This is a genomic window from Curtobacterium sp. NPDC086286 (genome assembly GCF_044746255.1).
GTDB lineage: Bacteria > Actinomycetota > Actinomycetes > Actinomycetales > Microbacteriaceae > Curtobacterium.
Genome location: NZ_JBIVBW010000006.1, coordinates 201750 through 225111 on the forward strand (window position 1 = coordinate 201750; position 23362 = coordinate 225111).

22 protein-coding genes and 2 tRNA genes are annotated in these 23362 nt (G+C 71.9%); 13 read left to right on the forward strand and 11 right to left on the reverse strand.

What is annotated here, in order from left to right; all coding sequences use genetic code 11:
• The first annotated feature begins 26 nt into the window (after positions 1-26).
• From ACIPKM_RS12690 to ACIPKM_RS12705, 4 genes are all read left to right on the forward strand, one after another.
• Complete coding sequence (locus ACIPKM_RS12690; RefSeq protein ID WP_070418712.1) at positions 27-959, forward strand: ATP-binding cassette domain-containing protein; 933 nt, start codon at positions 27-29, stop codon at positions 957-959.
• A complete protein-coding gene (locus ACIPKM_RS12695; RefSeq protein WP_083413733.1) occupies positions 956-1981 on the forward strand; it encodes a D-isomer specific 2-hydroxyacid dehydrogenase family protein in 1026 nt (341 codons plus the stop codon). The genes ACIPKM_RS12690 and ACIPKM_RS12695 overlap by 4 nt, the downstream gene beginning before the upstream one ends.
• A 100-nt stretch (positions 1982-2081) precedes the next feature.
• Positions 2082-2154, forward strand: a tRNA-Asn gene (locus tag ACIPKM_RS12700).
• 89 nt (positions 2155-2243) lie between these two features.
• The gene (locus ACIPKM_RS12705; RefSeq protein WP_402736841.1) at positions 2244-2732 is read left to right on the forward strand and encodes a hypothetical protein; all 489 of its coding nucleotides are present in this window, start codon (positions 2244-2246) and stop codon (positions 2730-2732) included.
• Between the two features lie 123 nt (positions 2733-2855).
• Here the strand turns inward: ACIPKM_RS12705 and def are convergent, their stop codons facing one another.
• Positions 2856-3431 (reverse strand): peptide deformylase, encoded by a 576-nt coding sequence (gene def, locus ACIPKM_RS12710; RefSeq protein WP_071294837.1) that lies wholly within the window; start codon positions 3429-3431, stop codon positions 2856-2858.
• Positions 3432-3470: 39 nt separating this feature from the next.
• Here def and ACIPKM_RS12715 point away from each other — a divergent pair, with 39 nt between their 5' ends.
• The 6 genes from ACIPKM_RS12715 (at position 3471) to ACIPKM_RS12740 (ending at position 8432) form a co-directional block, all read left to right on the forward strand.
• Positions 3471-4382, forward strand: a complete 912-nt coding sequence (locus ACIPKM_RS12715; RefSeq protein ID WP_175475715.1) for a DMT family transporter — start codon at positions 3471-3473, stop codon at positions 4380-4382.
• A 113-nt stretch (positions 4383-4495) separates the two neighbouring features.
• Positions 4496-5707, forward strand: coding sequence for a glycosyltransferase (locus ACIPKM_RS12720; RefSeq protein ID WP_071301896.1), 1212 nt, complete (start codon positions 4496-4498; stop codon positions 5705-5707).
• Between the two features lie 13 nt (positions 5708-5720).
• A tRNA-Ile gene (locus ACIPKM_RS12725) sits at positions 5721-5795 on the forward strand.
• A 55-nt stretch (positions 5796-5850) separates the two neighbouring features.
• A complete protein-coding gene (locus ACIPKM_RS12730) occupies positions 5851-6987 on the forward strand; it encodes an AI-2E family transporter (RefSeq protein ID WP_229085312.1) in 1137 nt (378 codons plus the stop codon).
• Entirely contained in the window at positions 6984-7784 is an 801-nt protein-coding gene (locus tag ACIPKM_RS12735; RefSeq protein WP_402736842.1) for a DUF1684 domain-containing protein, read from the forward strand. The genes ACIPKM_RS12730 and ACIPKM_RS12735 overlap by 4 nt, the downstream gene beginning before the upstream one ends.
• A gap of 147 nt (positions 7785-7931) precedes the next feature.
• Positions 7932-8432: a DUF3145 domain-containing protein gene (locus tag ACIPKM_RS12740; RefSeq protein WP_071294840.1), complete on the forward strand. Its 501-nt coding sequence runs from the start codon at positions 7932-7934 to the stop codon at positions 8430-8432.
• A 319-nt stretch (positions 8433-8751) separates the two neighbouring features.
• Here ACIPKM_RS12740 and ACIPKM_RS12745 read toward each other — a convergent pair whose 3' ends face one another.
• The 6 genes from ACIPKM_RS12745 to aceE form a co-directional block, all read right to left on the reverse strand.
• The gene (locus tag ACIPKM_RS12745) at positions 8752-9996 is read right to left on the reverse strand and encodes a beta-ketoacyl synthase (protein WP_070418717.1); all 1245 of its coding nucleotides are present in this window, start codon (positions 9994-9996) and stop codon (positions 8752-8754) included.
• Between the two features lie 201 nt (positions 9997-10197).
• Positions 10198-10446, reverse strand: a complete 249-nt coding sequence (locus ACIPKM_RS12750) for an acyl carrier protein (protein WP_022903951.1) — start codon at positions 10444-10446, stop codon at positions 10198-10200.
• Between the two features lie 114 nt (positions 10447-10560).
• The gene (locus tag ACIPKM_RS12755; protein ID WP_070418718.1) at positions 10561-11616 is read right to left on the reverse strand and encodes a beta-ketoacyl-ACP synthase III; all 1056 of its coding nucleotides are present in this window, start codon (positions 11614-11616) and stop codon (positions 10561-10563) included.
• A complete protein-coding gene (locus ACIPKM_RS12760) occupies positions 11613-12554 on the reverse strand; it encodes an ACP S-malonyltransferase (protein ID WP_070418719.1) in 942 nt (313 codons plus the stop codon). The genes ACIPKM_RS12755 and ACIPKM_RS12760 overlap by 4 nt, the downstream gene beginning before the upstream one ends.
• A gap of 106 nt (positions 12555-12660) precedes the next feature.
• Complete coding sequence (locus ACIPKM_RS12765) at positions 12661-13887, reverse strand: CdaR family transcriptional regulator (protein WP_070418720.1); 1227 nt, start codon at positions 13885-13887, stop codon at positions 12661-12663.
• Positions 13888-13894: 7 nt separating this feature from the next.
• Positions 13895-16639, reverse strand: coding sequence for a pyruvate dehydrogenase (acetyl-transferring), homodimeric type (aceE, locus tag ACIPKM_RS12770; protein ID WP_402736843.1), 2745 nt, complete (start codon positions 16637-16639; stop codon positions 13895-13897).
• Between the two features lie 244 nt (positions 16640-16883).
• On the opposite strand from aceE, the gene ACIPKM_RS12775 reads away from it, so the two are divergent.
• The 3 genes from ACIPKM_RS12775 to pip are packed head-to-tail and all read left to right on the forward strand — an operon-like array spanning position 16884 to position 19351.
• Positions 16884-17372: a peroxiredoxin gene (locus tag ACIPKM_RS12775; protein WP_070418722.1), complete on the forward strand. Its 489-nt coding sequence runs from the start codon at positions 16884-16886 to the stop codon at positions 17370-17372.
• A 53-nt stretch (positions 17373-17425) separates the two neighbouring features.
• Positions 17426-18370: an alpha/beta fold hydrolase gene (locus ACIPKM_RS12780; protein WP_083403204.1), complete on the forward strand. Its 945-nt coding sequence runs from the start codon at positions 17426-17428 to the stop codon at positions 18368-18370.
• Between the two features lie 9 nt (positions 18371-18379).
• Positions 18380-19351, forward strand: coding sequence for a prolyl aminopeptidase (pip, locus tag ACIPKM_RS12785; RefSeq protein WP_402736844.1), 972 nt, complete (start codon positions 18380-18382; stop codon positions 19349-19351).
• Here the strand turns inward: pip and ACIPKM_RS12790 are convergent.
• The 4 genes from ACIPKM_RS12790 to ACIPKM_RS12805 are packed head-to-tail and all read right to left on the reverse strand — an operon-like array spanning position 19316 to position 23332.
• Positions 19316-20902, reverse strand: a complete 1587-nt coding sequence (locus tag ACIPKM_RS12790; protein ID WP_402736845.1) for an alpha/beta fold hydrolase — start codon at positions 20900-20902, stop codon at positions 19316-19318. The two genes, pip and ACIPKM_RS12790, sit on opposite strands and share 36 nt — an antisense overlap.
• A complete protein-coding gene (locus ACIPKM_RS12795; protein WP_402736846.1) occupies positions 20899-21858 on the reverse strand; it encodes an amino acid--[acyl-carrier-protein] ligase in 960 nt (319 codons plus the stop codon). Before ACIPKM_RS12795 ends, ACIPKM_RS12790 begins: the two co-directional genes overlap by 4 nt.
• Entirely contained in the window at positions 21855-23048 is a 1194-nt protein-coding gene (locus ACIPKM_RS12800; RefSeq protein ID WP_402736847.1) for an acyl-CoA dehydrogenase family protein, read from the reverse strand. Before ACIPKM_RS12800 ends, ACIPKM_RS12795 begins: the two co-directional genes overlap by 4 nt.
• Positions 23045-23332, reverse strand: coding sequence for an acyl carrier protein (locus ACIPKM_RS12805; protein ID WP_402736848.1), 288 nt, complete (start codon positions 23330-23332; stop codon positions 23045-23047). The genes ACIPKM_RS12800 and ACIPKM_RS12805 overlap by 4 nt, the downstream gene beginning before the upstream one ends.
• Between the last annotated feature and the right edge of the window lie 30 nt (positions 23333-23362).

Consider the following 23362-nt stretch of genomic DNA (forward strand, 5'->3'; position numbering starts at 1 on the left):
CCAGGGGGCGGCGTGGAAGGGGACCCATGATCGCGGTCAACGGACCGGCGGTCGTCGCGGACGACGTGTCGATCGAGTACCGGAGCGGACGGGGGACGGATGCGATCCGGGCCGTCGACGGCGTGAGCCTCACGGTCCGTCAGGGGGAGATCCTGGCCGTGCTCGGCGAGTCCGGGTCCGGCAAGTCGACGTTCGCCGCGGCGATCGCCGGCCAGCTCGGCACCACCGGCGAGGGCGACGGCGCCCACCGTCGGCACATCGTCGGGGGCGAACTCACGGTGCTCGGGCAGAAGACGCGCGGGCTCCGACCGACGTCCCGCAAGCTCGAGCGGCTCAGCGGTCGCATCGGCTACCTGCCGCAGGACGGCGCAGACCGGCTCAGCCCGGACCTCACCGTCGGCGAGGCCATCGCGGAACCGATCTACGCACGTGACCGCCGGTTCGACCGCAAGGAGGCCGGCCTCATCGTCGCCCGCCTGGTCGACGCGGTGCACCTGCCGCTCGGGGTGATGCGGCTCAACACGTGGGAGCTCTCGAGCGGGCAGCGGCAGCGCGTCGCCCTCGCGAAGGCGCTCGTGCTCGAGCCCCAGCTGCTCGTCGCCGACGAACCCGCCCGCGGCGTCGACGTGCTCGTGCGGCAGTCGGTGCTCGAGGCGCTGGCGACCCTGCAGCGGAACCGGCAGTTCTCGGCGGTCGTGGTGTCGAGCGACCTGCGCGAGGCCCGGGCACTGGCCGACCGGGTGGCGATCATGGCCGAGAGCCGGCTCGTCGGCCTCGGCACCTTCGACGAGGTCCTCGACAACCCCGTCGACCCCTACGTCAAGACGCTCGCGTCGACGGCGGCCCGTCCGGTGAAGCGTCGGCAGCCGGCGTCTGCCGCACCCCGTCGGTCCTCGGCGCCGCGTCGGCCGGTCGCCGCCGGCACCGGTCCGCGCGCGGAGCGGCAGGAGAACGCATGAGCGCGGGTACGTCTTCGTCGTCGGGCGCGCGCGGGCACCGGGCCGTGGTGACCGACGCGGGTGCCGAGCTGCCGGTCGCCCCGCCGACCGCCGGACCGATCGCGATCCTGCCCGCCGGGGACGGCACCGCCCTCCACGAGGACGCCGTCGCCGCAGCCGGTGGGACCGTCGCTCCGCTCGGGGCGGACACCGCCGGACTCGTCTGGCTCGACCCTCGCGATCCCGCGGGGCTCGCCGAGGCGCTCGACGCCGCACCGTCCATCGGCTGGGTCCAGCTGCCGTTCGCCGGCGTCGACGCCTTCGCCTCGCTCATCGCCGAGCACGGCGACCGGGTGCTCTTCACCTCGGCCAAGGGTGCGTACGCCGAACCCGTCGCCGAGCACGCCCTCGCGCTGACGCTCGGGACGCTGCGGGTGCTGCAGAAGCGTGCCCGAGCGCGGTCGTGGGCGACCGAGCCCGAGGGCGTCTCGCTCTACGGCCGGAACGTGGTCGTCATCGGCGCCGGTGGCATCGCGCTGGAGTACATCCGCCTGCTCGCGCCGTTCGAGGTCTCGGTCACCGTTGTGCGCCGGTCGTCCTCGCCGGTTCCCGGGGCGGACCGGACCGTCACGACCGACCAGCTCGACGACGTCCTGCCCGATGCCGACGTGGTCATGATCGCCGCGGCGATGACCTCGGGGACCGCGAAGCTCTTCGGGCCCGCGCAGTTCGCGATCATGAAGCCGTCGGCACGGCTCGTGAACATCGCCCGCGGGGGACTGGTCGACACCGCCGCGCTCGTGGACGCCCTGCGCAGCGGTGCGATCGCGGCGGCCGGACTCGACGTCACCGACCCGGAGCCGTTGCCGGACGGACACCCGCTCTGGGACGAGCCGGGCGCGATCATCACGCCGCACCAGGCCGACACGCCGGAGATGGTGGCGCCGCTGCTGGCCGAGCGCGTGCGGGTGAACACCGTGGCGTTCCTCGGCGCGGCAGGCGAGGGCTTCGTCGGCGTGGTGGACCCGGTCGCGGGGTACTGAGCGCGGCACGCCCGGGATGCGTGGCGGATGCGCGGGGTCGCTCCCGGGTGCTGCTATGCTGTTACCCGTTGTTCGCACGACATTCGCCAGCGGACAGTGATCCTCGATAGCTCAATTGGCAGAGCAGCCGGCTGTTAACCGGCAGGTTGTTGGTTCGAGTCCAACTCGGGGAGCAGCACGGCCCTCACCTTCGGGTGGGGGCCTTTTGCGTGGCGTCGGAGCTCGCAGCGGACGCATGGCCGGAAGCTGTTAGCGTTCACAGGTGATCACCGTGCGCCGAGCCCTCGCCGCGGGCGTCGTCGCGGCCGCGGCGATCGGCCTCGTGGGGTGCACGACCGGCGCGGAGTCCGAGCCGGGCGACTCGCTCGACACCACCGCAACCTCGGGCGTCGCGGTGTCGGGCACGGCACCGATCGTCTTCGCGTTCGTCTGCGACGTGGGGACGTCGGACCGCTCCGAGACGTACACGACCTACTCCGCCGTGTGGGACGACGAGCGCACCGACTGTCGGGCGCAGCGGATCACCGGCACCGAGATGTCGACGCAGCAGCGCTCCGCGGTCGACGCCGCCGAGGGGGACGCCACGCTCGAGGAACTCGCGACCACCTGCGCGGTGCGGGGGACCGGGCCGTGGGCGGCCTCCGTCGACTCGTCGGCCGAGGCGCACGTCGCGGCCGGTCTGCTCGAGTACTGCCCGGGGCATCCGGAGACCGAGCGCCTGCGGGACGCGATCGCTGCCTGGCGGGGGTGAGCCGCGCCTCCTGGGCCTCGCCTTGCGTCCCCGCTGACCGGGCACTCGCCTCCCGTCCCCGCTGACCGGGCCCTCGCCTTGCGTCCCCGCTGGCCGGGCCCGAGCCGACGCGGTCCGCCGCCGTCAGCCCTCGGGGTGGTCGCGCCCGGGCAGCCAGGACTTGCCCGGGCCGCCCCAGCTGTTCTTCCTGATGGCCTTCGCGACCTGCTTGCCGTACGGGTGCACGAGCCGGTCCGCGTAGAGGTACCCGTCGAGGTGGTCGTACTCGTGCTGGAAGATGCGGGCGAGCCAGCCGTGGGCCTCGACCTCGAACGGCGTGCCGTGCTCGTCGACGGCACGGAGCAGCGCGCCCTCGGAGCGGCGGAGCGGGAACCGTTCGCCCGGGACCGAGAGGCAGCCCTCGGACTCCTCGTCCTCGTCGAGTTCCTCCACAGCCTCGGGAACGGCGGGGGTCGTCCACAGGACGGGGTTCACCGCGACGCCGCGGTGCAGGACCTCGTCATCATCGGTCCATGAGTACACGAACAGCCGCTTGCCGACGCCGACCTGCGGGCCGGCCAGTCCGACCCCGGGTGCGAGGTCCATCGTCTCGAACATGTCGGCGACCAGCGATCGCAGGTCGTCGTCGAAGTCGGTGACCTCGGCTGCACGCTCGTGCAGGACGGGTTCGCCGGTGATGCGGATCGGGAGAACGGCCATTCACCCAGGTTATCCGGCGGGGAACGGTAGCCTCGACGCGTGACGACGGACCTCCAGCTGCCCGACGCGGTGAACCTCACGCCGTTCCAGGCGCTCATGATCCCCGTCGCGCTCATCGGGGCGGTCTTCCTCTCACTGGGGGCGCAGTTCCAGAGCCGCGGGGTGCAGCGGGTGGAAGCGCGGCTCGGTCGGCAGTCGAAGGGACTCAGCGTCCGGCACGTCGTCGGGCTGGTCTCGAGTGGCTACTGGGTGCTCGGCACGCTCATGCTCGGCATCGCCGTGGTCCTGCAGCTGGTGAGCATCACGTACGCGCCGCTCATCGTCGTGCAGCCGCTCGGCGCCGTGGCCCTCGTGATCACGACCTGGTTCTCGTCGCGGTCCTCCGGGGTGCCGCTCGGCCGTCGGGCACGGCGAGCGGTCTGGACGTGCATCGTCGGCGTCGGCATCTTCGTCGGCATCGCGGCCTTCGTCGGGCACGAGAGCGCGATCACGAGCCGACAGCTCGTCACCGTGCTCGTGATCCTGGCCGTCGTGCTGGTGCTCGTGCTGGTGTCGTTCCGCCTCGTCGCGAAGCACAAGAACGCGCTGTACTACATCGTCGGCGCCGGCGTCCTCTACGGGTTCGTCGCGACGCTGGCCAAGGTCGTGCTCAACCGGTTCGTGAACGGCACGTTCGACTGGCTGACCGTGCTCGCGATCGTCGGGGTGGTCGTCGCCGCCTCGCTGGGCGGGTACTTCGTGCAGAACGCGTACTCGAGCGGGTCGGCCGACCTCGTCATCGCCGGTCTGACGGTCATCGACCCGATCGTCGCCGTCGGCATCGGGGTGATCGTCCTCGGCGAGGCCACCGGTGCTCCGGTCTTCGCCGTCTTCGGCTTCGTCGTCGCCGCCGCGATCGCGATCACCGGGGTGTTCCTCCTCGCCAAGCACCACCCGCAGACCCGCTCCTGAGCCGTCGTCCCGTGGGGTGACGGAGTCCACCGCGAGGCGGACGCGCTGCCCGAGCGGCGTGCGGTAGCGTCGTCGAACGACCAGCAATCGCCCACGAGAGGACGACGCCAGCCGTGTCAGACGACGCCACCACCGCCACCGCCGGACCGACGGGTGCGACGGGCGGTCGACGACCGCTGCGCGTCCTCATCGCAGCGGACACCTTCGCCCCCGACGTCAACGGAGCCGCGACCTTCGCCGAGCAGCTCGCCGTCGGCCTGGCCGAGCGCGGGCACGAGGTCCAGATCGTCGCCCCGGCGGCGAGCCGCCACTACGGCACCTTCGACGAGGAGCTCCACGGCGTGACCCTCGTCGTGCACCGCCTGAAGTCCTACAAGTGGCCGCTGCACGCGTGGCTGCGCTTCGTGTGGCCGTGGAGCGTGAAGAAGTGGACCGCCCCGATCCTCGACGCGTTCCAGCCCGACGTCCTGCACATCCAGTCGCACGTCGTCGTCGGCCGGGGCATGGTGCCCGAGGCGCACGCGCGCGGCATCCGGGTGATCGCCACGAACCACTTCATGCCCGAGAACCTCCTCGAGTACACGCCGTTCGGCAAGCGCACGGTGCCGATCGCCGTGAAGATCGCCTGGAACGACGCCGCCAAGACCTACCGGCTCGCCGACGCGATCACGACCCCGACGAACCTCGCCGCCGACTACCTGCGCCGGGCCATCGCCGGGCAGCGGGTCCTGGCGATCTCGTGTGGGATCGACGCCACCCGGTACGTCGCACGCGAGGGGCGGCCTGCCAACAACGACATCGTCTTCGTCGGTCGGGTCGCACCCGAGAAGAACCTCGACGTCCTCGTGAAGGCCCTCGCGCTGCTGCCGTCCGAGCTCGGAGCCACGCTGACGATCGTCGGCGACGGCGAGATGATCCCCAAGCTCCGGCAACAGGCGAAGGAGCTCGGGCTCGAGGACCGCGTCCGGTTCCTCGGCTTCGTCTCGGACGAGGTCAAGCAGCAGGCGCTCACCAACTCGACCGTGTTCGCGATGCCCTCCACCGCCGAGCTGCAGAGCATCGCCTCGCTCGAGGGCATGGCCTCCGGTCTCCCCGTCGTCGCGGCGGACTCGATGGCGCTCCCGCACCTCATCGACGGCAACGGGTACCTGTTCACCCCCGGTGACGAGCACGACCTCGCGGCGAAGCTCACGGCGGTGCTGACCGCGTCGGACGAGGACTACGTCACGATGCGCGACCGCAGCCTGGCGATGATCGAGGCACACGACATCAACCGCACGCTCTCGACGTTCGAGTCGCTGTATCGTGGGGAACCGGTGGCCTGACGGTCCCCGGCACGGGGCGGTAGCCAAGCTGGTCAAGGCAGTCGGCTCATAACCGAACGATTCGCGGGTTCAAGTCCCGCCCGCCCTACATGTCAAAAGCCGACGCGGGTTCGAGCAACAGCAAGCGACCGCACCCGCCCCGCGTGCACCTCCCGAGGAAGCGCGACACGCAGCAGCAACAGGACGACCACAGCCCGACGCCCAACGTGACGTTCGAGGTGACCCGTGGTGGCACCGGCGTGCGCGTGAACGCCTTCCGGATCGGCTTCATGGGTGCGCTCGGCGTGCTCGTCGCCGTCGTCGCGGGGGCGATCGTCAACGAGCTCTCCACCGTGCTCGTCTACGTCGGCGTCGCGCTGTTCCTGGCGCTCGGCATCGACCCGCTGGTGTCCTTCCTCGAACGGTTCGTGCCGCGCTGGGTGGCGATCACCGTCGTGGTCGTCGGTGTCCTCGCCGCGTTCGCCGGGGTGGTGTTCGCGGTCGTGCCGATCCTCGTGCAGCAGGCGACGAACCTCATCCAGAACTTCCCCGACATCGTGCAGGACATCTCGAGGCAGGAGTGGGTGCAGAACCTCTCCGACCAGCTCTCGGGGTCGTTCGACATCGACCACGCGCTGCAGTCCGTGCAGTCCTTCGTCGAGAACCCCGGCAACCTGCTGAGCCTCGGCGGCGGGATCCTCGCGGTCGGCAGCGGGATCCTGACCGGTCTCACGGGGGCCGTCATCGTCATCATCCTGATGCTCTACTTCCTCGCGTCGATGCGCGGCATGAAGTCGATGACCTACCGCTTCGTGCCGGCGTCCCGTCGCGAGAACTTCATCGACGTCAGCGAGCAGATCACCCAGGCGGTCGGCCGCTACGTCGTCGGGCAGATCTCCCAGGCGCTCATCAACGGCATCCTCAGCCTGGTGTTCCTGCTCATCATCGGTGCTCCGCTGCCCGTGCTGCTGGCCTCGTTCGCGTTCCTCGGGTCGCTCATCCCGCTCGTGGGCACGCTCGCGTCAGCCATCGTCATCTCGCTGCTGTGCCTGTTCGCCTCGCCCGCGACGGCCCTCGCCGCCGCGATCTACTACCTCGTGTACATGCAGGTCGAGGCGTACGTGATCTCGCCGCGGATCATGTCCCGTGCCGTGCAGGTCCCCGGCGCCCTCGTCGTCATCGCAGCGGTCGCGGGCGGGACCATCGGCGGGGTGCTCGGCGCACTCGTGGCCCTGCCGGTCGCCGCGTCGGTGATCATCATCGTCCAGAAGGTCATCTACCCCCGCCAAGAGCAGTCGTGACCGCCTTCGACGAGCACGTCGCCGACCGTGACCGCTGGGCGACCAGCCCTCGGGGTCCGCTCGCGCTCGTGAACGCCCAGCGTGTCGACCACGCCCAGCCCGTGTGGCCGGTCCCGGGGCAGTGGGCACCGGCACCCGGCGGCCTGACGGTCACCGCCGACGCGGGTGACGGGGTGGTCGTCGACGGCGACCCGGTGGACGGCACCGTGCTCGTCGCCGGTGACGAGGCGGTCGTCCCGTCGGTCGTCGCCTTCCCGGACGGCCTCGCCGGCACCGTCTCCCGCGGCACGCTGCGCGTGTGGGACCCGGCGTCCGACGCGATCGCCCGCTTCGCACGCATCGCCCGGTTCGACCACTCCGCCGCGTGGGTCACGTCCGGCAGGTACACGCCGGGTGTCCCAGGAGGCGCGGCGAGCGTCGTCGACGCAGCCGGCGATCCGCTCGAGGTCGCCGGACACGTCGAGACCACCCTGGGCGCATCGGCCGTCCGGTTGGTTGCGGTCCGCTCCGCGGCCTTCCGAGGCGCCGCACGGCTGCAGCTCATCGTGCAGGACGCCACGAGCGCCCTGCCCGAGGACGATCCCGGCAGCACCTACTCGATGGGCCGGTTCCTGTACCTCGACGCCCCCGGTGTCGCTGCCGACGTCGAGCTGGACTGGAACTTCCTCGTCCTGCCGCCGTGCGCGTTCTCGTACCAGTTCGCCTGCCCGATCCCGCCCGCCGAGAACCGGATCCCGGTGCCGCTCACCGCGGGGGAGCGGCACCCGCTCGACGCGTCGGGGCACGTCTTCCACTGACTCTGTCGCGGTGCCTGGTGTTCCCAGCGCGCAGCCTGCATAATGGGCGTGTCCGCAAGGACATCACAATCGGATATCGATGGTTCCGAAACGAGAACCTCCAGTTCAGGTCGATGGGGAAGTCGCACCTGACGAATCGGAGGAATCGTGAACGGAACGACCACCGGGGTGCTCTACGTGCACTCCTCACCACGCGCGCTCTGCCCGCACGTCGAATGGGCGGCAGGTCGCGCCATGAGCCGTGCCGTGAACTTCTCGTGGCTCGACCAGCCCGCACAGGACGGCGCCCGTCGGACCGAGTTCACCTGGACCGGTTCCGTCGGTACGGGTGCGGCGATCGCCTCGGCCCTGCGCGGCTGGGAGCACCTCCGGTACGAGGTCACTGAGGAGCCCACCTCCGAGTCGGACGGCGGCCGCTGGATGCACACGCCCGACCTCGGGGTGTTCTACGCGCAGACCGACGTCACCGGCAACATGGTCGTCCCCGAGGACCGCGTCCGCTACGCGATGGAGGTGGCGGGGAGCAACGCCCTCGAACTCCACCGCGAGCTCCGACTCGCCCTGGGTCAGGCGTGGGACGACGAACTCGAACCGTTCCGCCACGCCGCCGAGGGCAACCCGGTCGTCTGGCTGCACCGCGTCGGCTGAGTCGCGCCCGATCCTCCGTCACGGACGCCGCCCCTCGGGGCGGCGTTCGTGCGTCCGCGGCCGCCCGCCCGCGCCGAGTCTCGCCTCGGCGGACGGTTTCGCGCTTCCGGAGCCGCGAAACCGTCCGCGGGGCCGAGTCTCGGCGCACCGACGCGGCCACACGCCACACGCTACGGGCCGCGGCCACGGGGAGCGCGCCGCGCCAAGGTCGGCCACGGGAACGACGGAGGCCCGCCTCGACGACGCGGGACGGGCCTCCAGGACCGACGGACGGACCCGACGGACCGACAGGCGGACCCGACGGCCCGACGGACCGGACTCAGACGCTCCGGAACGCGACCACGGCGTTGTGCCCACCGAACCCGAACGAGTTGCTCACCGCGAGCAGGTCGCCCTGCGGGAGCTCGCGCGGCGCCGTGGCGACGTCCATCACGATCTCCGGGTCCTGCTGGGTGAGGTTGATCGTCGGCGGCGCGACGCGGTTGTGCAGCGCGAGGGCCGTGAACGCGGCCTCGATCGCACCGGCACCACCGAGGAGGTGCCCCGTCGACGCCTTCGTGGCGGACACCACGACGTTGTCGAGGTGGTCGCCGAACACGCGTCGCATGGCGTGGTACTCGGCGACGTCGCCCACCGGGGTCGAGGTGGCGTGCGCGTTGACGTGCACGACGTCCTCGCGCGCGGCACCGGCGTGCTCGAGCGCCTGCAGGACGGCACGGGCGGCAGCACTGCCCTCGGGGTCCGGCGCGGTGATGTGGAACGCGTCCGAGGTGATGCCGGCGCCGGCGACCTCGGCGTAGATCGTCGCCCCGCGGGCCTCGGCGTGCTCCTTGGTCTCGAGGATGAGCGCCGCGGCGCCGTCCGCGAGCACGAAGCCGTCGCGCGTGACGTCGTACGGACGCGAGGCGGTCTGGGGGGAGTCGTTGCGGCGGGAGAGCGCCTGCATCGACGCGAACGCCGCGAGGGGCAGCGGGTGCAGGGCGGCCTCGGCACCGCCGGTGATGACGATGTCGGCCTCGCCGGTGGCGACGTGGCGGTAGGCCTCGGCGAGGGACTCGGTCGAGGACGCGCACGCCGAGAGGTAGGTGCGGGCACCGCCGCGGGCGCCGAACTCCATCTCGATGGCGGCGGCCGGGCCGTTCGCCATGAGCATCGGGACCGTCATCGGCAGGACGCGACGGGGACCCTTCTCGCGCAGGGTGTCCCACGCGTCGAGCAGGGTGTTGACGCCGCCGATGCCGGTGGCCCAGTCGACGATGAGGCGCTCGGGGACGACGGTCTCGGCGTCGATGCCGGCGTCGGCCCAGGCCTCGCGCGCGGCGACGAGCGACAGCTGCGACGAGGGGTCGAGGCGCTTCGACTCGGGGCGGGTGAGCTGGTCGGTGAGGAACCGGCGCGCCTGGCCGGCGAACTCGACGGGGAGCTCGAGCTCGGCGTAGCGCGGGTCCTCGATGCGGGTGATGCCGGACGTGCCGGCGAGCAGCGCGTCCCACGTGTCCGGGGCGGTCGCGGCGAGGGGCGTGATCGCACCGATCCCGGTGACGACGACGGTCTTGTTGGTCATGGAACGACGTGTTCTTTCGTGAGGACGTCCGACCGCTCGTGGCGGTGCCGGACGGAGCCGGGGCGGCCCGACGAACGCCGGACCGGGGCGGCCCGACGAACGCCGGACCTGTGTGGACCGACGAGGGTCGGTCCGGTGGACGAGATGAGCGCCGCGGCCCGCGGTCGGTCCGCCGGGGCCGCGGCGCTCAGGAAGCTCGCGTCAGGCCTGGGCCTTGACGATGTAGTCGACGGCGTCGCCGACGGTCTTGAGGTTCTTGACCTCTTCGTCGGGGATCTTGACGTCGAACTTCTCTTCGGCGTTGACGACGATGGTCATCATCGAGATCGAGTCGATGTCGAGGTCGTCGGTGAACGACTTGTCGGCCGCGACGGTGTCGGTCGCGATGCCGGTCTCGTCGTTGATCAGCTCGGCCAGGCCGGCGAGGACTTCTTCGTTGGACAGGGCCATGGGGATTCTCCTTGAGGGGGTGTCGTTTGACCGTGGACCAGCCTAGGGCACGCAGCGGTCGCGCGCCCGGAGGCTCGTCGGAGGGTGGCCGCGCGGGTGCGTGGCCGGGATGGGCTAGGGGAGGACGACGACCTGGGCGCCGAAGACGAGACCGGCACCGAAGCCGATCTGCAGGGCGAGGCCGCCGGAGAGCTCGGGGTTCTCCTCGAGCAGGCGGTGCGTGGCGAGCGGGATGCTCGCCGCGGAGGTGTTGCCGGTGGTGGTGATGTCGCGCGCGATCACGACGGACTCGGGCAGGCCGAGCTGCTTCGCGAACTCGTCGATGATGCGGATGTTCGCCTGGTGCGGCACGAACGCGGCGAGGTCGGACGGCTGGATGCCGGCGGACTCGAGCGCCTCACGGGCGACCTTGACCATCTCCCAGACGGCCCAGCGGAACACGGTCTGACCGGCCTGCCGTATCGTCGGCCGCGCGGCCCCCGCTTCCCACTCGTTGTAGGTCGAGGTCATGCCGATCGCGTCCCACTTCGACCCGTCGGAGCCCCAGATCGTCGGGGCGATCCCGGGGAAGTCGCTCGGGCCGACGATCGCCGCTCCGGCACCGTCGCCGAGCAGGAACGAGATCGAGCGGTCGGTCGGGTCGACGATGTCGCTGAGCTTCTCGGCACCGACGACCAGCACGTGGTCGGCGATGCCGGACTTCACGAACGAGTCCGCCTGGGCGATGCCGTACGCGTACCCGGCGCACGCGGCGCTGATGTCGTAGGCCGCGGCGGGCGCGGCACCGATGCGCTCGGCGAGCAGCGAGGCCATCGACGGCGTGGCGACGGTGTGGGTCACGGTGCTCACGAGCACGACGCCGATCTGGTCCGGCGTCAGGCCGGCCTTGGCGATCGCGTCGAGCGCGGCGGCCTCGGCGAGGTCGACCGCTTCGACGTCCTTGCCGGCGCGCATGCGGGTGATGATGCCGGTGCGCTGGCGGATCCACTCGTCGGAGGAGTCGATCGGCCCGACGAGGTCGTCGTTCGGCACGGCGTTCTCACCGCGGGCGGCGCCGAAGGCCAGGATGCGGGTGAACTCGTGGCCGCGACGCTGCTGCAGCAGCGGACGGGAGGCGCGGGTCGGCTCCGTCCCCTCGGTCGCGGTGGTCGGGATGGGGGCGTCGGTCATGCGGTTGCGTCTGCTTCCTGGCCCGCGCTCTGCAGCAGGTCGATCGCTGCGGGCAGGTCGTCGGGGGTCTTGATCGCGACGGTCGGCGTCCCGCGCAGACCGCGCTTCGCCAGGCCGACGAGGGCACCGGCGGGTGCGAGTTCGATGATGCCCGTGACACCGGCGGCCGCGAAGGACTCCATCACGGCGTCCCAGTGCACGGGGCTCTGGATCTGCTGGACCATGAGGTCGACGAAGCGACGACCGTCGTCGACACGGGAACCGTCGGCGTTCGTCCAGATCGGCAGCGACGGGTCCTGCACGGTCGCGGCGGCGGCGACCGGGGCGACACGCTCGACGGCGGACGCCATGTACCGGGTGTGGAACGCACCGGCCACGGCGAGGGGGATCACGCGGGCCTTCGCGGGCGGGTCGGCGGCGAGGGCGGCGATCGCGTCGGCGGGTCCGGCGACGACGGTCTGACCGCCGCCGTTGTGGTTCGCGGGGACGAGGCCGTTCGCCTCGAGCGCGGCGGCGACGGCATCGGCGTCCCCACCGAGGACGGCGGCCATCGACGTGGGCTCGAGCGCGGCGGCGTCCGCCATCGCCCGGCCGCGTTCGGCGACGAGGGCGACGGCGTCGGTCGGCTCGAGGATCCCGGCGACCCCGGCGGCGGTGAACTCGCCGACCGAGTGGCCGGCGACCCCGCCCACGAGGGCACGGCGGCCGTCGGCGAGCAGGGCGTCGGCCGTGATGAGACCGGCGGCGACGATGAGCGGCTGCGCGAGCGCCGTGTCCTTGATGGTCTCGGCGTCGGACTCCGTGCCGTGGGCGGCGAGGTCGACGCCGATGGCCTCGGACCACGCCCCCACGCGGTCACGGACGGTGGCGTCCTCGAGCCAGGGGGCGAGGAAGCCGGGGGTCTGGGAGCCCTGTCCGGGCGCGACGACGACGATCACCGGACAATCCTGCCCGTCGGCCTGCGCCGCACCCGTGTGGGCTTCCCACAGCGATGACCGCTCGACATTGTGCATTTCCTAGCGACGATGCGGCATACGACGTCGCTCACCGGCGGTGCGGGATGCGACGTCGCCCGGCGGTCGACTCGGACATGGCGCCGAGGATGAGCGCCGACTGCACGATGAGGGCGTCCCGCGCGTGCGTGGCGTCCCACCCGATGATGTCCGCCACGCGGCGGAGCCGGTAGCGCACCGTGTTCGGGTGCACGAACAGCTCGCGCGCCGTGGCCTCGAGCGACCGGCCGGTGTCGAGGTAGCACCAGAGCGTCTGCAGGAGCTCCGTCGACTGGTCCTTGAGCGGCACGTAGATGCGCTGCACGAGGGCGGACCGGGCGAGCGGGTCGCCGGCGAGGGCCCGCTCCGGGAGCAGGTCGTCGGCCAGGGCCGGACGAGGAGCACCGCGCCATGCCCGCGCGACCGCGAAGCCGGCGAGGGCACCCTTGGCACTGGTGGACGCGTCGACCACGCCGGGCACTTCGTTGCCGAGGACGAGGTGTCCCTCGCCGAACGAGGGCTCGAGCGCCTGGGCGATGGCGGTGAAGGACACCGGCTCCTCGCCTTCGGGGACGTCGTCGCGCGGCGTGGCACGGCCGATCACCACGACGAGGCGGGAGCCCTGCACGCCGATGAGCACGTCGGCGTCCATGTGCCGCGCGGTGCGACGGATCTGGTCGACCTCGAGCTGCTTCGGCGCGTTGCCGACCAGGACCGCGACCTCGCCGTGACCGTGCCAGCCGAGGGCCGCGATGCGCGACGGGAGTTCGTCGTCGTACTCACCCGACAGGATGGAGTCGACCACGAGGGCCTCGAGCCGGGCGTCCCACAGCCCACGGGCCTCGGCCGCGCGGGCGTAGACGTCGGCGGCCGCGAAGGCGATGTCCCGCGAGTACTTGAGGATCGCCTCCTGCAGCATCTCGTCGTCCTTGGCGCGTTCCTCGACCACGGTGACGACCACGCGGATGAGCTGGAGCGTCTGCTGCAGGCTCACCGAGCGCAGGAGTTCCCGCGGCGCTGAGCCGAAGACGTCCGCCGCGGCGATCCACGGGGTCGACGCGGTGCCCTCGAGCCAGCTGATGAACGAGGTGATGCCCGCCTGGGCCACGAGCCCCACGGCGGAGCGTCGGCCCGGAGGCATCTCGCTGTACCAGGGGAGGGTGTCCTCGAGCCGCTTGATGGTGGCGGTGGAGAGTTCCCCGGACACCTGACGGAGCCAGGAGAGCGCCCGCTCGCGCGCGCTCTCCTGGCTCTCGGAGTCCGGTCGGACCGACGTCACCGGCAGATCAGCTCTCGCCGCCCGCGCTGCCCGTGGTGCCGGCGGTCACGTCGTGCAGGCGGTACTTGTCGATCGCCTGCTGGACGAGCGCGCCGTCGACCTTGCCCTGCTTCGCGAGCTGCTGCAGCGTCCGCACGACGACCGAGGGGCCGTCGATGTGGAAGAAGCGGCGCGCTGCCGGACGGGTGTCCGAGAAGCCGAAGCCGTCGGCGCCGAGGGTGGCGTAGTCGGTCGGGACGAACGGGCGGATCTGCTCCTGCACGGCGTGCATGAAGTCGCTCACCGCGACGACCGGGCCCTCGGTGCCGAGCAGTCGCTCGGTCACGTACGGGGTGCGCGGCGCCTCGTTCGGGTTGAGGAAGGCGTGCTGCTCCGCGTCGAGACCGTCGCGGTACAGCTCGCCCCAGCTCGTGACGCTCCAGACGTCGGCCGACACGCCCCAGTCCTCGGCGAGGAGCTGCTGCGCCTCGAGGATCCACGGGACGGCGACACCCGACGCGAGCAGCTGGGCCTTCGGGCCGTCGTGCTCGCTGCGGTTGAGCAGGTACATGCCCTTGACGATGCCGTCGACGTCGATGCCCTCGGGCTCGGCCGGCTGGACGATCGGCTCGTTGTAGACCGTCAGGTAGTACATGACGTTCGGGTCGGCGTGCTTCGCGCTGCCGTCCTCGTTCGTGCCGTACATCCGGTCGAGGCCGGCCTGGACGATGTGCCCGATCTCGTAGCCGTACGCGGGGTCGTAGGACACCACGGCCGGGTTCGTCGTCGCGAGGAGCAGCGAGTGGCCGTCGGCGTGCTGGAGGCCCTCGCCCGTGAGCGTCGTGCGACCGGCGGTGGCGCCGATCATGAACCCACGGGTCATCTGGTCGCCGGCGGCCCAGATGGCGTCGCCGGTGCGCTGGAACCCGAACATCGAGTAGAAGACGTAGACCGGGATGAGCGGCTCGCCCTGCGTCGAGTACGAGGTGCCGACCGCGGTGAACGCCGCGAGGGCGCCCGCCTCGTTGATGCCGACGTGGATGATCTGTCCCTGCGGGCTCTCCTTGTAGGCGAGGAGGAGCTCACGGTCGACCGACGTGTAGTGCTGGCCGTTCGGGTTGTAGATCTTCGCCGTCGGGAAGTACGCGTCCATGCCGAACGTGCGTGCCTCGTCGGGGATGATCGGCACCACGCGGTCGCCGAAGTCGGGGGAGCGGAGCAGGTCCTTCAGCAGTCGGGCGAACGCCATGGTGGTGGCGATCTCCTGCTTGCCGGAGCCCTTCTTGACGACCTGGTACTTCGAGTCCTCGGGGAGGGTGATCGACGTGTACTTGGTGCGACGCTCCGGCACGTACCCGCCGAGCTCGCGCCGGCGCTCGTGCATGTACTGGATCGCCTCGTCGTCGTTCCCGGGGTGGTAGTACGGCGGCGTGTAGGGGTTCTCCTCGAGCTGCGCGTCCGTGATCGGGATGCGCATCTCGTCGCGGAACTGCTTGAGGTTGTCGAGCGTGAGCTTCTTCATCTGGTGCGTCGCGTTGCGCCCCTCGAAGCTCGGGCCGAGGCCGTAGCCCTTGACCGTCTTCGCGAGGATGACGGTCGGCTGGCCCTTGTGCTCGGTCGCGGCCTTGAACGCGGCGTAGACCTTGCGGTAGTCGTGCCCACCGCGCTTGAGGTTCCAGATCTGGTCGTCCGAGTAGTCCTTGACCAGCTCGAGCGCCTTCGGGTCGCGCCCGAAGAAGTTCTCGCGGACGTACGCGCCGTTCTCGGCCTTGTATGTCTGGTAGTCGCCGTCCGGCGTCTGGTTCATCAGGTTGAGGAGCGCGCCCTCGGTGTCGCGGGCGAGCAGGTCGTCCCACTCGCGGCCCCAGACGACCTTGATGACGTTCCAGCCCGCACCGCGGAAGAACGCCTCGAGCTCCTGGATGATCTTGCCGTTGCCGCGGACCGGACCGTCGAGACGCTGCAGGTTGCAGTTGATCACGAAGTTCAGGTTGTCGAGGCCGTCGTTCGCGGCGACCTGGAGCTGTCCACGCGACTCGACCTCGTCCATCTCGCCGTCGCCGAGGAACGCCCAGACCTGCTGGTCGGAGGCGTCCTTGATGCCGCGGTTGGAGAGGTACTTCGCCTGCTGCGCCTGGTAGATCGCGTTGATCGGGCCGATGCCCATCGACACGGTCGGGAACTGCCAGAAGTGCGGCATGAGGCGCGGGTGCGGGTAGGACGAGAGTCCGCCGCCGGCGTGGGACTTCTCCTGCCGGAAGCCGTCGAGCTGGTCCTCGCCGAGGCGCCCTTCCATGTAGGCGCGGGCGTACATGCCGGGGGACGCGTGCCCCTGGAAGAACACCTGGTCGCCGCCGGACGGGTGGTCCTGCGCGCGGAAGAAGTGGTTGTAGCCGACCTCGTACATGGCGGCGCTCGACGCGTAGGTCGAGATGTGGCCGCCGACCGCGATCCCGGGGCGCTGCGCGCGGTGCACGGTGATCGCGGCGTTCCACCGGATCCACCGGCGGTAGCGGCGCTCGAGCTCCTCGTCGCCCGGGAACTCGGGCTCGTTCTCCGGCGCGATGGTGTTCACGTAGTCCGTGGTCGGGACCATCGGCACACCGAGGTGCAGTTCCTTGGACCGCTTGAGCAGGCTCAGCATGATCTCGCGGCCACGCTGGTGGCCGTGGGTCTGCACCAGCCCGTCGAGGGACTCACGCCATTCGGCGGTCTCCTCCGGGTCCTGGTCGCTGCTGCCGTGGCTGTACGGGTCCTGGTCGTTCACCGTCACCCTTGACCTCGTTCGTTCTCGTGGTGGTGGACATGGCGGGCCACCGGTTGGTCGGGTCACGACCGGATGGGGCCCCGACCACTCTAGGCCCCCGCACCGACCGAGAGGCTGATGGTGACGTGTGGGTGGACAGGTGCTTGCATTCGGGTGACGTCGGCGTACGATTGCCGATCGTGCACACGCGACCCGTGCGTGCGCGAGGACACCGGGCACACCCCACGCCCGAGGAAGAAGCAACGCACTGATGGCACTGGAGATCGGCTCGCTCGCGCCGGACTTCGAACTCCCGAACCAGTTCGGGGAGCACGTCCGCCTCAGCGACTTCCGTGGCGTCCGCCCGGTCGCGCTGGTCTTCTTCCCGCTCGCGTTCTCGTCGACCTGCACGAACGAGCTCTGCGCCCTCCAGGACAACATCGCGATGTTCCAGGACCAGCGCGTCGAGCTCGTCGGCATCTCGGTCGACTCGAAGGCGACGCTCCGATCGTTCGCCGAATCGAACGGCTACGACTTCGAGCTCCTCGCGGACTTCTGGCCGCACGGCGCCGTCTCGAAGGAGTACGGCGTCTTCCTCGAGCACAAGGGCTTCGCCACCCGCGCGACCTTCGTCATCGACGTGCAGGGTCGCATCAAGGCCTCGATCATCTCCGAGCCGGGCGTCGCCCGTGACGTGACGGAGTACAAGGCCGCGCTCGACCGCCTGGCGGCCTGCGCCGCACCAGTCCCCGTCGGCTAGCGTTCCGAACACCTCCTGAGGCGACGCGCGACGCGTCGCGGACTGGAGGCACGGTGCACGCCGTCGACGACCGCCCACCCGCGCGGGTGGTCACCGCCGAGCCGTACGCGCCGTTCCCGGTCACCGCCGACGCCGACCGGTTCGGCCTGCAGCGCACCGTCGTCCCGACGGACGTCGGCCCGGTCGTCGTGCACCACCGACCCGGTCCCGCCGCGCTGCTCCTGCTGCACGGGGTCGCCGGGTCGTGGACCACGTGGACCCCGCTCCTGTCGGCGGCGCACGGCATCGACGACCGCGGTCTCGTGCTCGTCGACCTGCCGGGCTGGGGCGCGTCACCGGCACCGGTCGAGCCGCTCGGGGTCGACCAGGCGGCGTCGGTGCTGACCACGGTGCTCGACGCCCTCGCCGTGCCGGACGTCGACGTCGTCGGCCACTCGATGGGCGCCTTCGTCGGCATGCACCTGGCCGTCGTGGCACCCGGACGCGTGCGCTCCGTCGCGCTCGTCTCCGGCACGACCGTGGCGACCGCCGGAGCGTCCCGGCATCCCGTGCGCGGGCTCCTGACGCTCCCCGCGTTCACGCTGCTGCGGGCAGGCCTCGCGATCACCGGGGAGACGGCACGGCCGCTCCTGCGCGGACTCCGGGCGATCGGCCTCCTGCCCGTCCTCGCCGCTCCCGTCTTCTCGCACGTGCGCCGGCTCGACCCGAGCGTGCTCGAGGCGTTCGTCGACGAGCTCCGTCCGGCCGGCTTCACCGGAGCCGCTCGTGCCGCGGCCGCCTACGACCTGGACCGATGGCGCGGCGTGACGTGCCCGGTCACCGCGATCGCCGGGCGGGACGACGTGTTCGCCCGGGTGTCCGACCTCGCGGCGCTCCGTGGCCTCCTGCCCGACGTCCGGACGGTGCTGCTCGACGACTGCGGGCACTTCGCCCACGTCGAGCACCCGACCGCGGTGGCGCGCACGCTCGACCTCGTCCGGTCCGCACGTCCGTCGTAGGCTCCGGGGGTGCACCCGCCCATCGACCCCCACGACCACGGCTGGCTCGACCGTCCCGACGGCGCCCGGATCCACTGGGAGGAGTCCGGCAACCCGACCGGCCGCCCAGCGCTGTACCTGCACGGCGGCCCGGGATCCGGTCTCGGCGCCGGGGGCTACCGGCAGCGGTTCGACCCCGAGGTGTACCGGATCATCGGGCTCGACCAGCGCGGGTGCGGGCGGAGCACCCCGTGGGCGATCGACGACCTCGGGTCGCTCGACCGCAACACGACGGCGGCCCTGATCGAGGACGTCGAGGCGTTGCGGCGACACCTCGGCGTCGAGCGTTGGTTGCTGCACGGTGTCTCGTGGGGCAGCACCCTCGCGCTCGCCTACGCCCTGAAGCACCCCGAGCGCGTCACCGAGGTCGTGCTCGTCGCGGTGACCACCGGTTCCCGTCGCGAGGTCGACTGGATCACCGAGGGGGTCGGGACGGTGTTCCCGGAGGCCTGGTCACGGTTCACCGCCGACGTCCCGGCAGGCGTGCGGCCGGTCGAGCACCACGCCCGACTGCTGCGTTCGTCCGACCCCGCCGTCCGGGACGCCGCAGCCGACAGCTGGGACACGTGGGAGTCGACCCACGTCTCGCTCGACCCGGCGTGGCGCCCGGGGCAGCTGCACGCCGATCCCCGGGACCGGCGCAACTTCGCCACCCTGGTCACCCACTACTGGGCGAACGACTGCTTCCTCGGTCCGGACGAGGTCCTCCGGCGCGCCGGCGAGCTCGCCGGGATCCCCGGCGTGCTCGTGCACGGGCGGCGTGACGTCAGCGGGCCGGTCATCACGCCGTGGCTGCTGCACCGGGCGTGGCCGGGCAGCCGCCTCGAGGTCGTCGAGGACGAGGGACACGGCGGGCCCACCGAGGTCGCGATCGCGCAGCGCGCCATCGACGGGTTCGCTCGCCGGTCAGGCGTGCACGGGGAACGTCGCCGCGACGCGTGACCGCACCTCGGTGAGCACGGCCTGCCGCATCACCGGGGAGAACAGCGAGTGGTCGCCGTCCGGCACCCGCACGAGTTCCACCCTGCCGGTCCGGCCCCGGGTTCCCCACCGCCGGAGGGCGCGCGGACCACCGAGGCGCTCGAACAGCTCGACGTCCACGGGCGACGCGATGAGCACGACGTCGGTGCCGTGCTCGACGAGCGGACGGACGTGTCCGACGACCCCGCCGACCCGGTCGCGACGGGCGACCCGGTCGCGCACCCACTCGGGTACGACGGCGTTCCACCAGCGCCGGAGCACCAGCCGCAGCGGCGACGGTTCGTCGATCGCGCGGAGGGCATCGGCGTACGCGCCCACCGCGGCCGGCTGGCGGCGGTAGTCGTTCGGGCTGATCTCGAGGACCATGCGCGGTGCGGCGTCCGCAGAGCGCCCCGCGAGCCACGCGCCGGCGCACATGCCCACGAGCACGAGCCGTCGGGAGTCCACGGCGAGGGAATCGACCACCGCCTGCTGGTCATCGATCCACTCCTGCGCGAACATCGCGGACCGCTCGTCCTCGTGGACCGCGGAGCTCTCACCGGTGCCGCTGCGGTCGACCCGGACCACCCGGGCACCGTCGCGGGCGAGGGTCCGTGCGAGGGCGACCTGGTAGTCGGACGCGCCGACGTGGTGCTCGGCGGCGCCGTTGTGCAGCACGACGACCGGGGCGTCCTCGTGCTGGCCGGAGGTGACGGTCTCGATGGCGAAGAGCCGTTCCGGGCCCATCCGGACGATGCGCTCCGACGTGCGGGCATCCACGTCGAGGACCTCGTCGAGTGCCGGCGGCAGGACCGGCAGGGCCACCGTCGGCGCCCACGCGTCCGTCCACGCCACGACGGTGTCGACTGCGGAACCCGGGATCCGGGCGACCATGCTCGTGCCGTCGAGGAGCTCGGCGCTCCCGGTGACCTCGGTCGTCGACACGTCGCCGAGCGCTGCGGGGGCGCTGCTGCCCGGGCGCACGAGGGCGACGGTCGGGCCGGTCCGCGCCCGGTAGGTGAGCGCGCCGAGGGCTGCAGTTTCGGTGGGGTCGACGTCCATGCCGACGAGGCTCTCGACGCCGTCGACCACGCGGTCGGCGCCGATCGTGATCGTCGCCAGTGCTCGCTGCTTCCGGAGCCAGGCTCGGCCGGAGGCGGGCGCGTCCCAGAGGACCAGGCCGTCCGTGTCGGACGCCGCGGCGGCGGCGATCGGCGCGGCGGAGGCCAGACCGACGTACGCGATCCGCTCGACCCCGGCGTCACGCAGCACCGCTGCGGCGCGACGGGCCGACCGGACCTGCGCGTCGGGATCGCCGTCGGGTGCGGAGTCCCCACGTCCGGACGGGTCGTAACGCACCGAGGCCACGCCACGCGCCTCCAGTCGGTCCGCCAGCAGGCGGAGGGTCCGGTACGCGATGACGCCCTCCTGCCCGAGCGGCGGACAGATCACGACGCCGGCGCGCGCCGCGACGGGGAGCTGCACGGCGACGCGGAGGGCCGGGCGACCCGTCCAGCCGTGGTGGGTGCTCACAGGGCCAGGGCCGCGCGGACCGGAGCCGGCCACGCGTCGGGGTCGGTGCCGTGGGCGGCGAAGAGGGCGATCGTGATGCGCTCCAGGCCGAACGCGACGCAGGCGCTGTGCGCGACCTCGCCGTCGGCCGTGCGGATGCCGAACGAGGTGCCGAAGTGGTCCTCGTGCAGGTTCGCCGAGCCGATCGCGGTCGCCGGGTGCTCCGGGCCGTAGACGGGCGTGACGAACTCGAACTTGAGCGCCTGCTCGACCTGGTTCCGGGCGAGCATCTGCCCGACCCGTCCGAAGAACGGGTCGTTCGCGGGGACGACGTCGATCTCGAGGCCGAACGACTCGAGCAGCGCGCGCATCACCGGGATGCGGTCGTCACGGTGGTGCTGGGCCGAGCCGGGCGTGCCGATGTGCACGAACTCGTGCATGTGGAACGCCTGCAGCCGCATCGGGTCGAGCGAGGGCTCGCGCCGGAACGAGTCGCCGACGATGTCGAAGGTGCGGCCGTCCTGCGGGACGCGGTCCCCGACGAGCCCGTAGACCGGGTGGCAGACCGCCGGGGTCAGCATCAGGTCGGCCGGCTCGAGGAAGCCCTCCCACCGTTCCCCGCGCTCGCGGGCGGCGAGCAGGGCACGGTGCGTGCGGTCGTCACCGGTGAAGCCGGAGATCGACGCGGCGAGGTCCGGGAAGGACGCGATGTAGTCGGTGCGCTCGAACGCCGCGAGCGGCTCCACGGGCGGGAAGCGCAGCACCTCGGCGTCGAGGTACTGCTGGCTGGCCACGGCCGCGGTGTCGACCGCCGTGTACACGCGCTCGAACACTCCGGTGCGGCCGTAGAGCCCCGGCGAGCCGAGGTCGATGAGCACGCCGTCGGCGAGCAGCCGTGCACGCAGCGCGGCGCGGGCGGCGTCGAGGTCGGACGCGGGTGCGGACTGCGTCGTGGTCGTCGGTTCGGTGATGGTCACAGGATGGCTCCGGTCATGAGTGCCAGTGCGGCGTCGTTCTGCAGGAGACGGTCGTTGCTCACCATCACGGCGGCACCGTGCGCGTCGCGGAGGTGCCGGGCGATGCTGAGCTCCCCGGTGGCGGCGAACCCGGCGATGCCGACGATCCGCAGCGCCTGGGTGACGAGGTCGGTGACCCGCTCGGAGGAGCCGATCTTCAGCGCGTTCGCGGCCAGCGCGTACGCCGTCGACTCGAGCACCTCGGGGTCGTCGGCCACCTGGTCGAACCGGGCCGCGGCGTGCCGGACGGCGTCGGCCATGGTCTGCAGGTCGACCAGGAGCTCGGCGAGCCGGAGGGCTCCAGGAGGGGTCTGGCCGACGGCGGCACGCGCCTGCTTGCGGACGGCTCGACGGGCACGGTCCGCAGCGTCCGCCGCGATGCCGAGCCACACCGACGCCCAGAGCACGTGCGACACGGGGAGGACCGTGCGGGCGGAGATCGTCGCGTAGTCGTCGCGGAGGACGCGGTCCTCGTGGGTCTCGGTGTCGAGCAGCCAGCCGTTGCTGCACGTGCCGCGGAGCCCGAGCGTGTCCCAGGTCGAGGTCTGCGTGAGCGTGGTCTCCGCCGGCAGCGCGATGACGAGCCGCTGGTCGGACGCCGGCGCGTCGAGGTCGCGCCGGGCGGTGACGAGGATCGCGTCGGCCTCGGTCGCGTACGAGATGACCGGGGCGTCCTTGCGGAGCCGGATGCGTCCGGCCTGGTCGGGCTCGATCGCGCAGGTGCTCCGACGGGCGTCGCCGCCGATGCCGCGCTCGGTGGTCGACGACGCGACGAGGGCGCCGTCCCGCACGGCCTCGATCATCGCGGTGACGCCGAGGGCCACGCCGCCGTGCCGCCAGAGCGCCATGGCCTGGCCGTGGTGCATCGCGAACACCATCGCCGTCGCGGCGCATGCACGTCCGAGTTCGGTCGCGATGACGGAGAGCTCGGAAAGGGTGGCTCCCTCGCCGCCGTGCTCCACCGGGACCGCCGCGGCGAGGAGACCGTGCTCCTTCATCGCGGCGATCGCCTCGCGCGGGGGACGGGCGTCACGATCGACCTCGTCGGCGTACCGGGCGGCAATGTCGACCACGAGGGCGGTGCGCTCGGCGAACCGGTCGACCGCGGAGAGGGTGGTCCCGGCGCTCGCCGGACGCTCCTCGGTGATCACGCCGCCGTCTCCGCTGCCGTGGCGATGGACTCGATGGTCGCGAAGGTCGACCGGTGCAGCGCGGCGTCGGGGAACTCCACGTCGAGTTCGTTCTCGACTGCGAGCATCACGTTCACGGTGGCGTGCGAGGTCAGCCCGAGGGCGTAGAGGTTGGCGATCGACGCCACGTCCATGGCGTCGACGACGAGCCGTCCGTGGTCGGCGAGGGCTCGCCGGACGGCCAGTTCGGTCGTCGGGGCGACGAGTGCGACGGCGGTCGCTGCGGAGGTCGGGTCCTGGTGCATGCTGGCAACGATAAGGAGGACGGCGGCCCG

What these genes read in the sequence shown, in the direction of transcription:
- ACIPKM_RS12805 (WP_402736848.1), bottom strand. Translation starts at nt 23,332, where the DNA reads ATGCACCAGGACCCGACCTCCGCAGCGACCGCCGTCGCACTCGTCGCC.
- def (WP_071294837.1), bottom strand. Translation starts at nt 3,431, where the DNA reads ATGGCCGTTCTCCCGATCCGCATCACCGGCGAACCCGTCCTGCACGAG.
- ACIPKM_RS12745 (WP_070418717.1), bottom strand. Translation starts at nt 9,996, where the DNA reads ATGACCAACAAGACCGTCGTCGTCACCGGGATCGGTGCGATCACGCCC.
- ACIPKM_RS12755 (WP_070418718.1), bottom strand. Translation starts at nt 11,616, where the DNA reads ATGACCGACGCCCCCATCCCGACCACCGCGACCGAGGGGACGGAGCCG.
- ACIPKM_RS12695 (WP_083413733.1), top strand. Translation starts at nt 956, where the DNA reads ATGAGCGCGGGTACGTCTTCGTCGTCGGGCGCGCGCGGGCACCGGGCC.
- ACIPKM_RS12750 (WP_022903951.1), bottom strand. Translation starts at nt 10,446, where the DNA reads ATGGCCCTGTCCAACGAAGAAGTCCTCGCCGGCCTGGCCGAGCTGATC.
- ACIPKM_RS12690 (WP_070418712.1), top strand. Translation starts at nt 27, where the DNA reads ATGATCGCGGTCAACGGACCGGCGGTCGTCGCGGACGACGTGTCGATC.
- ACIPKM_RS12775 (WP_070418722.1), top strand. Translation starts at nt 16,884, where the DNA reads ATGGCACTGGAGATCGGCTCGCTCGCGCCGGACTTCGAACTCCCGAAC.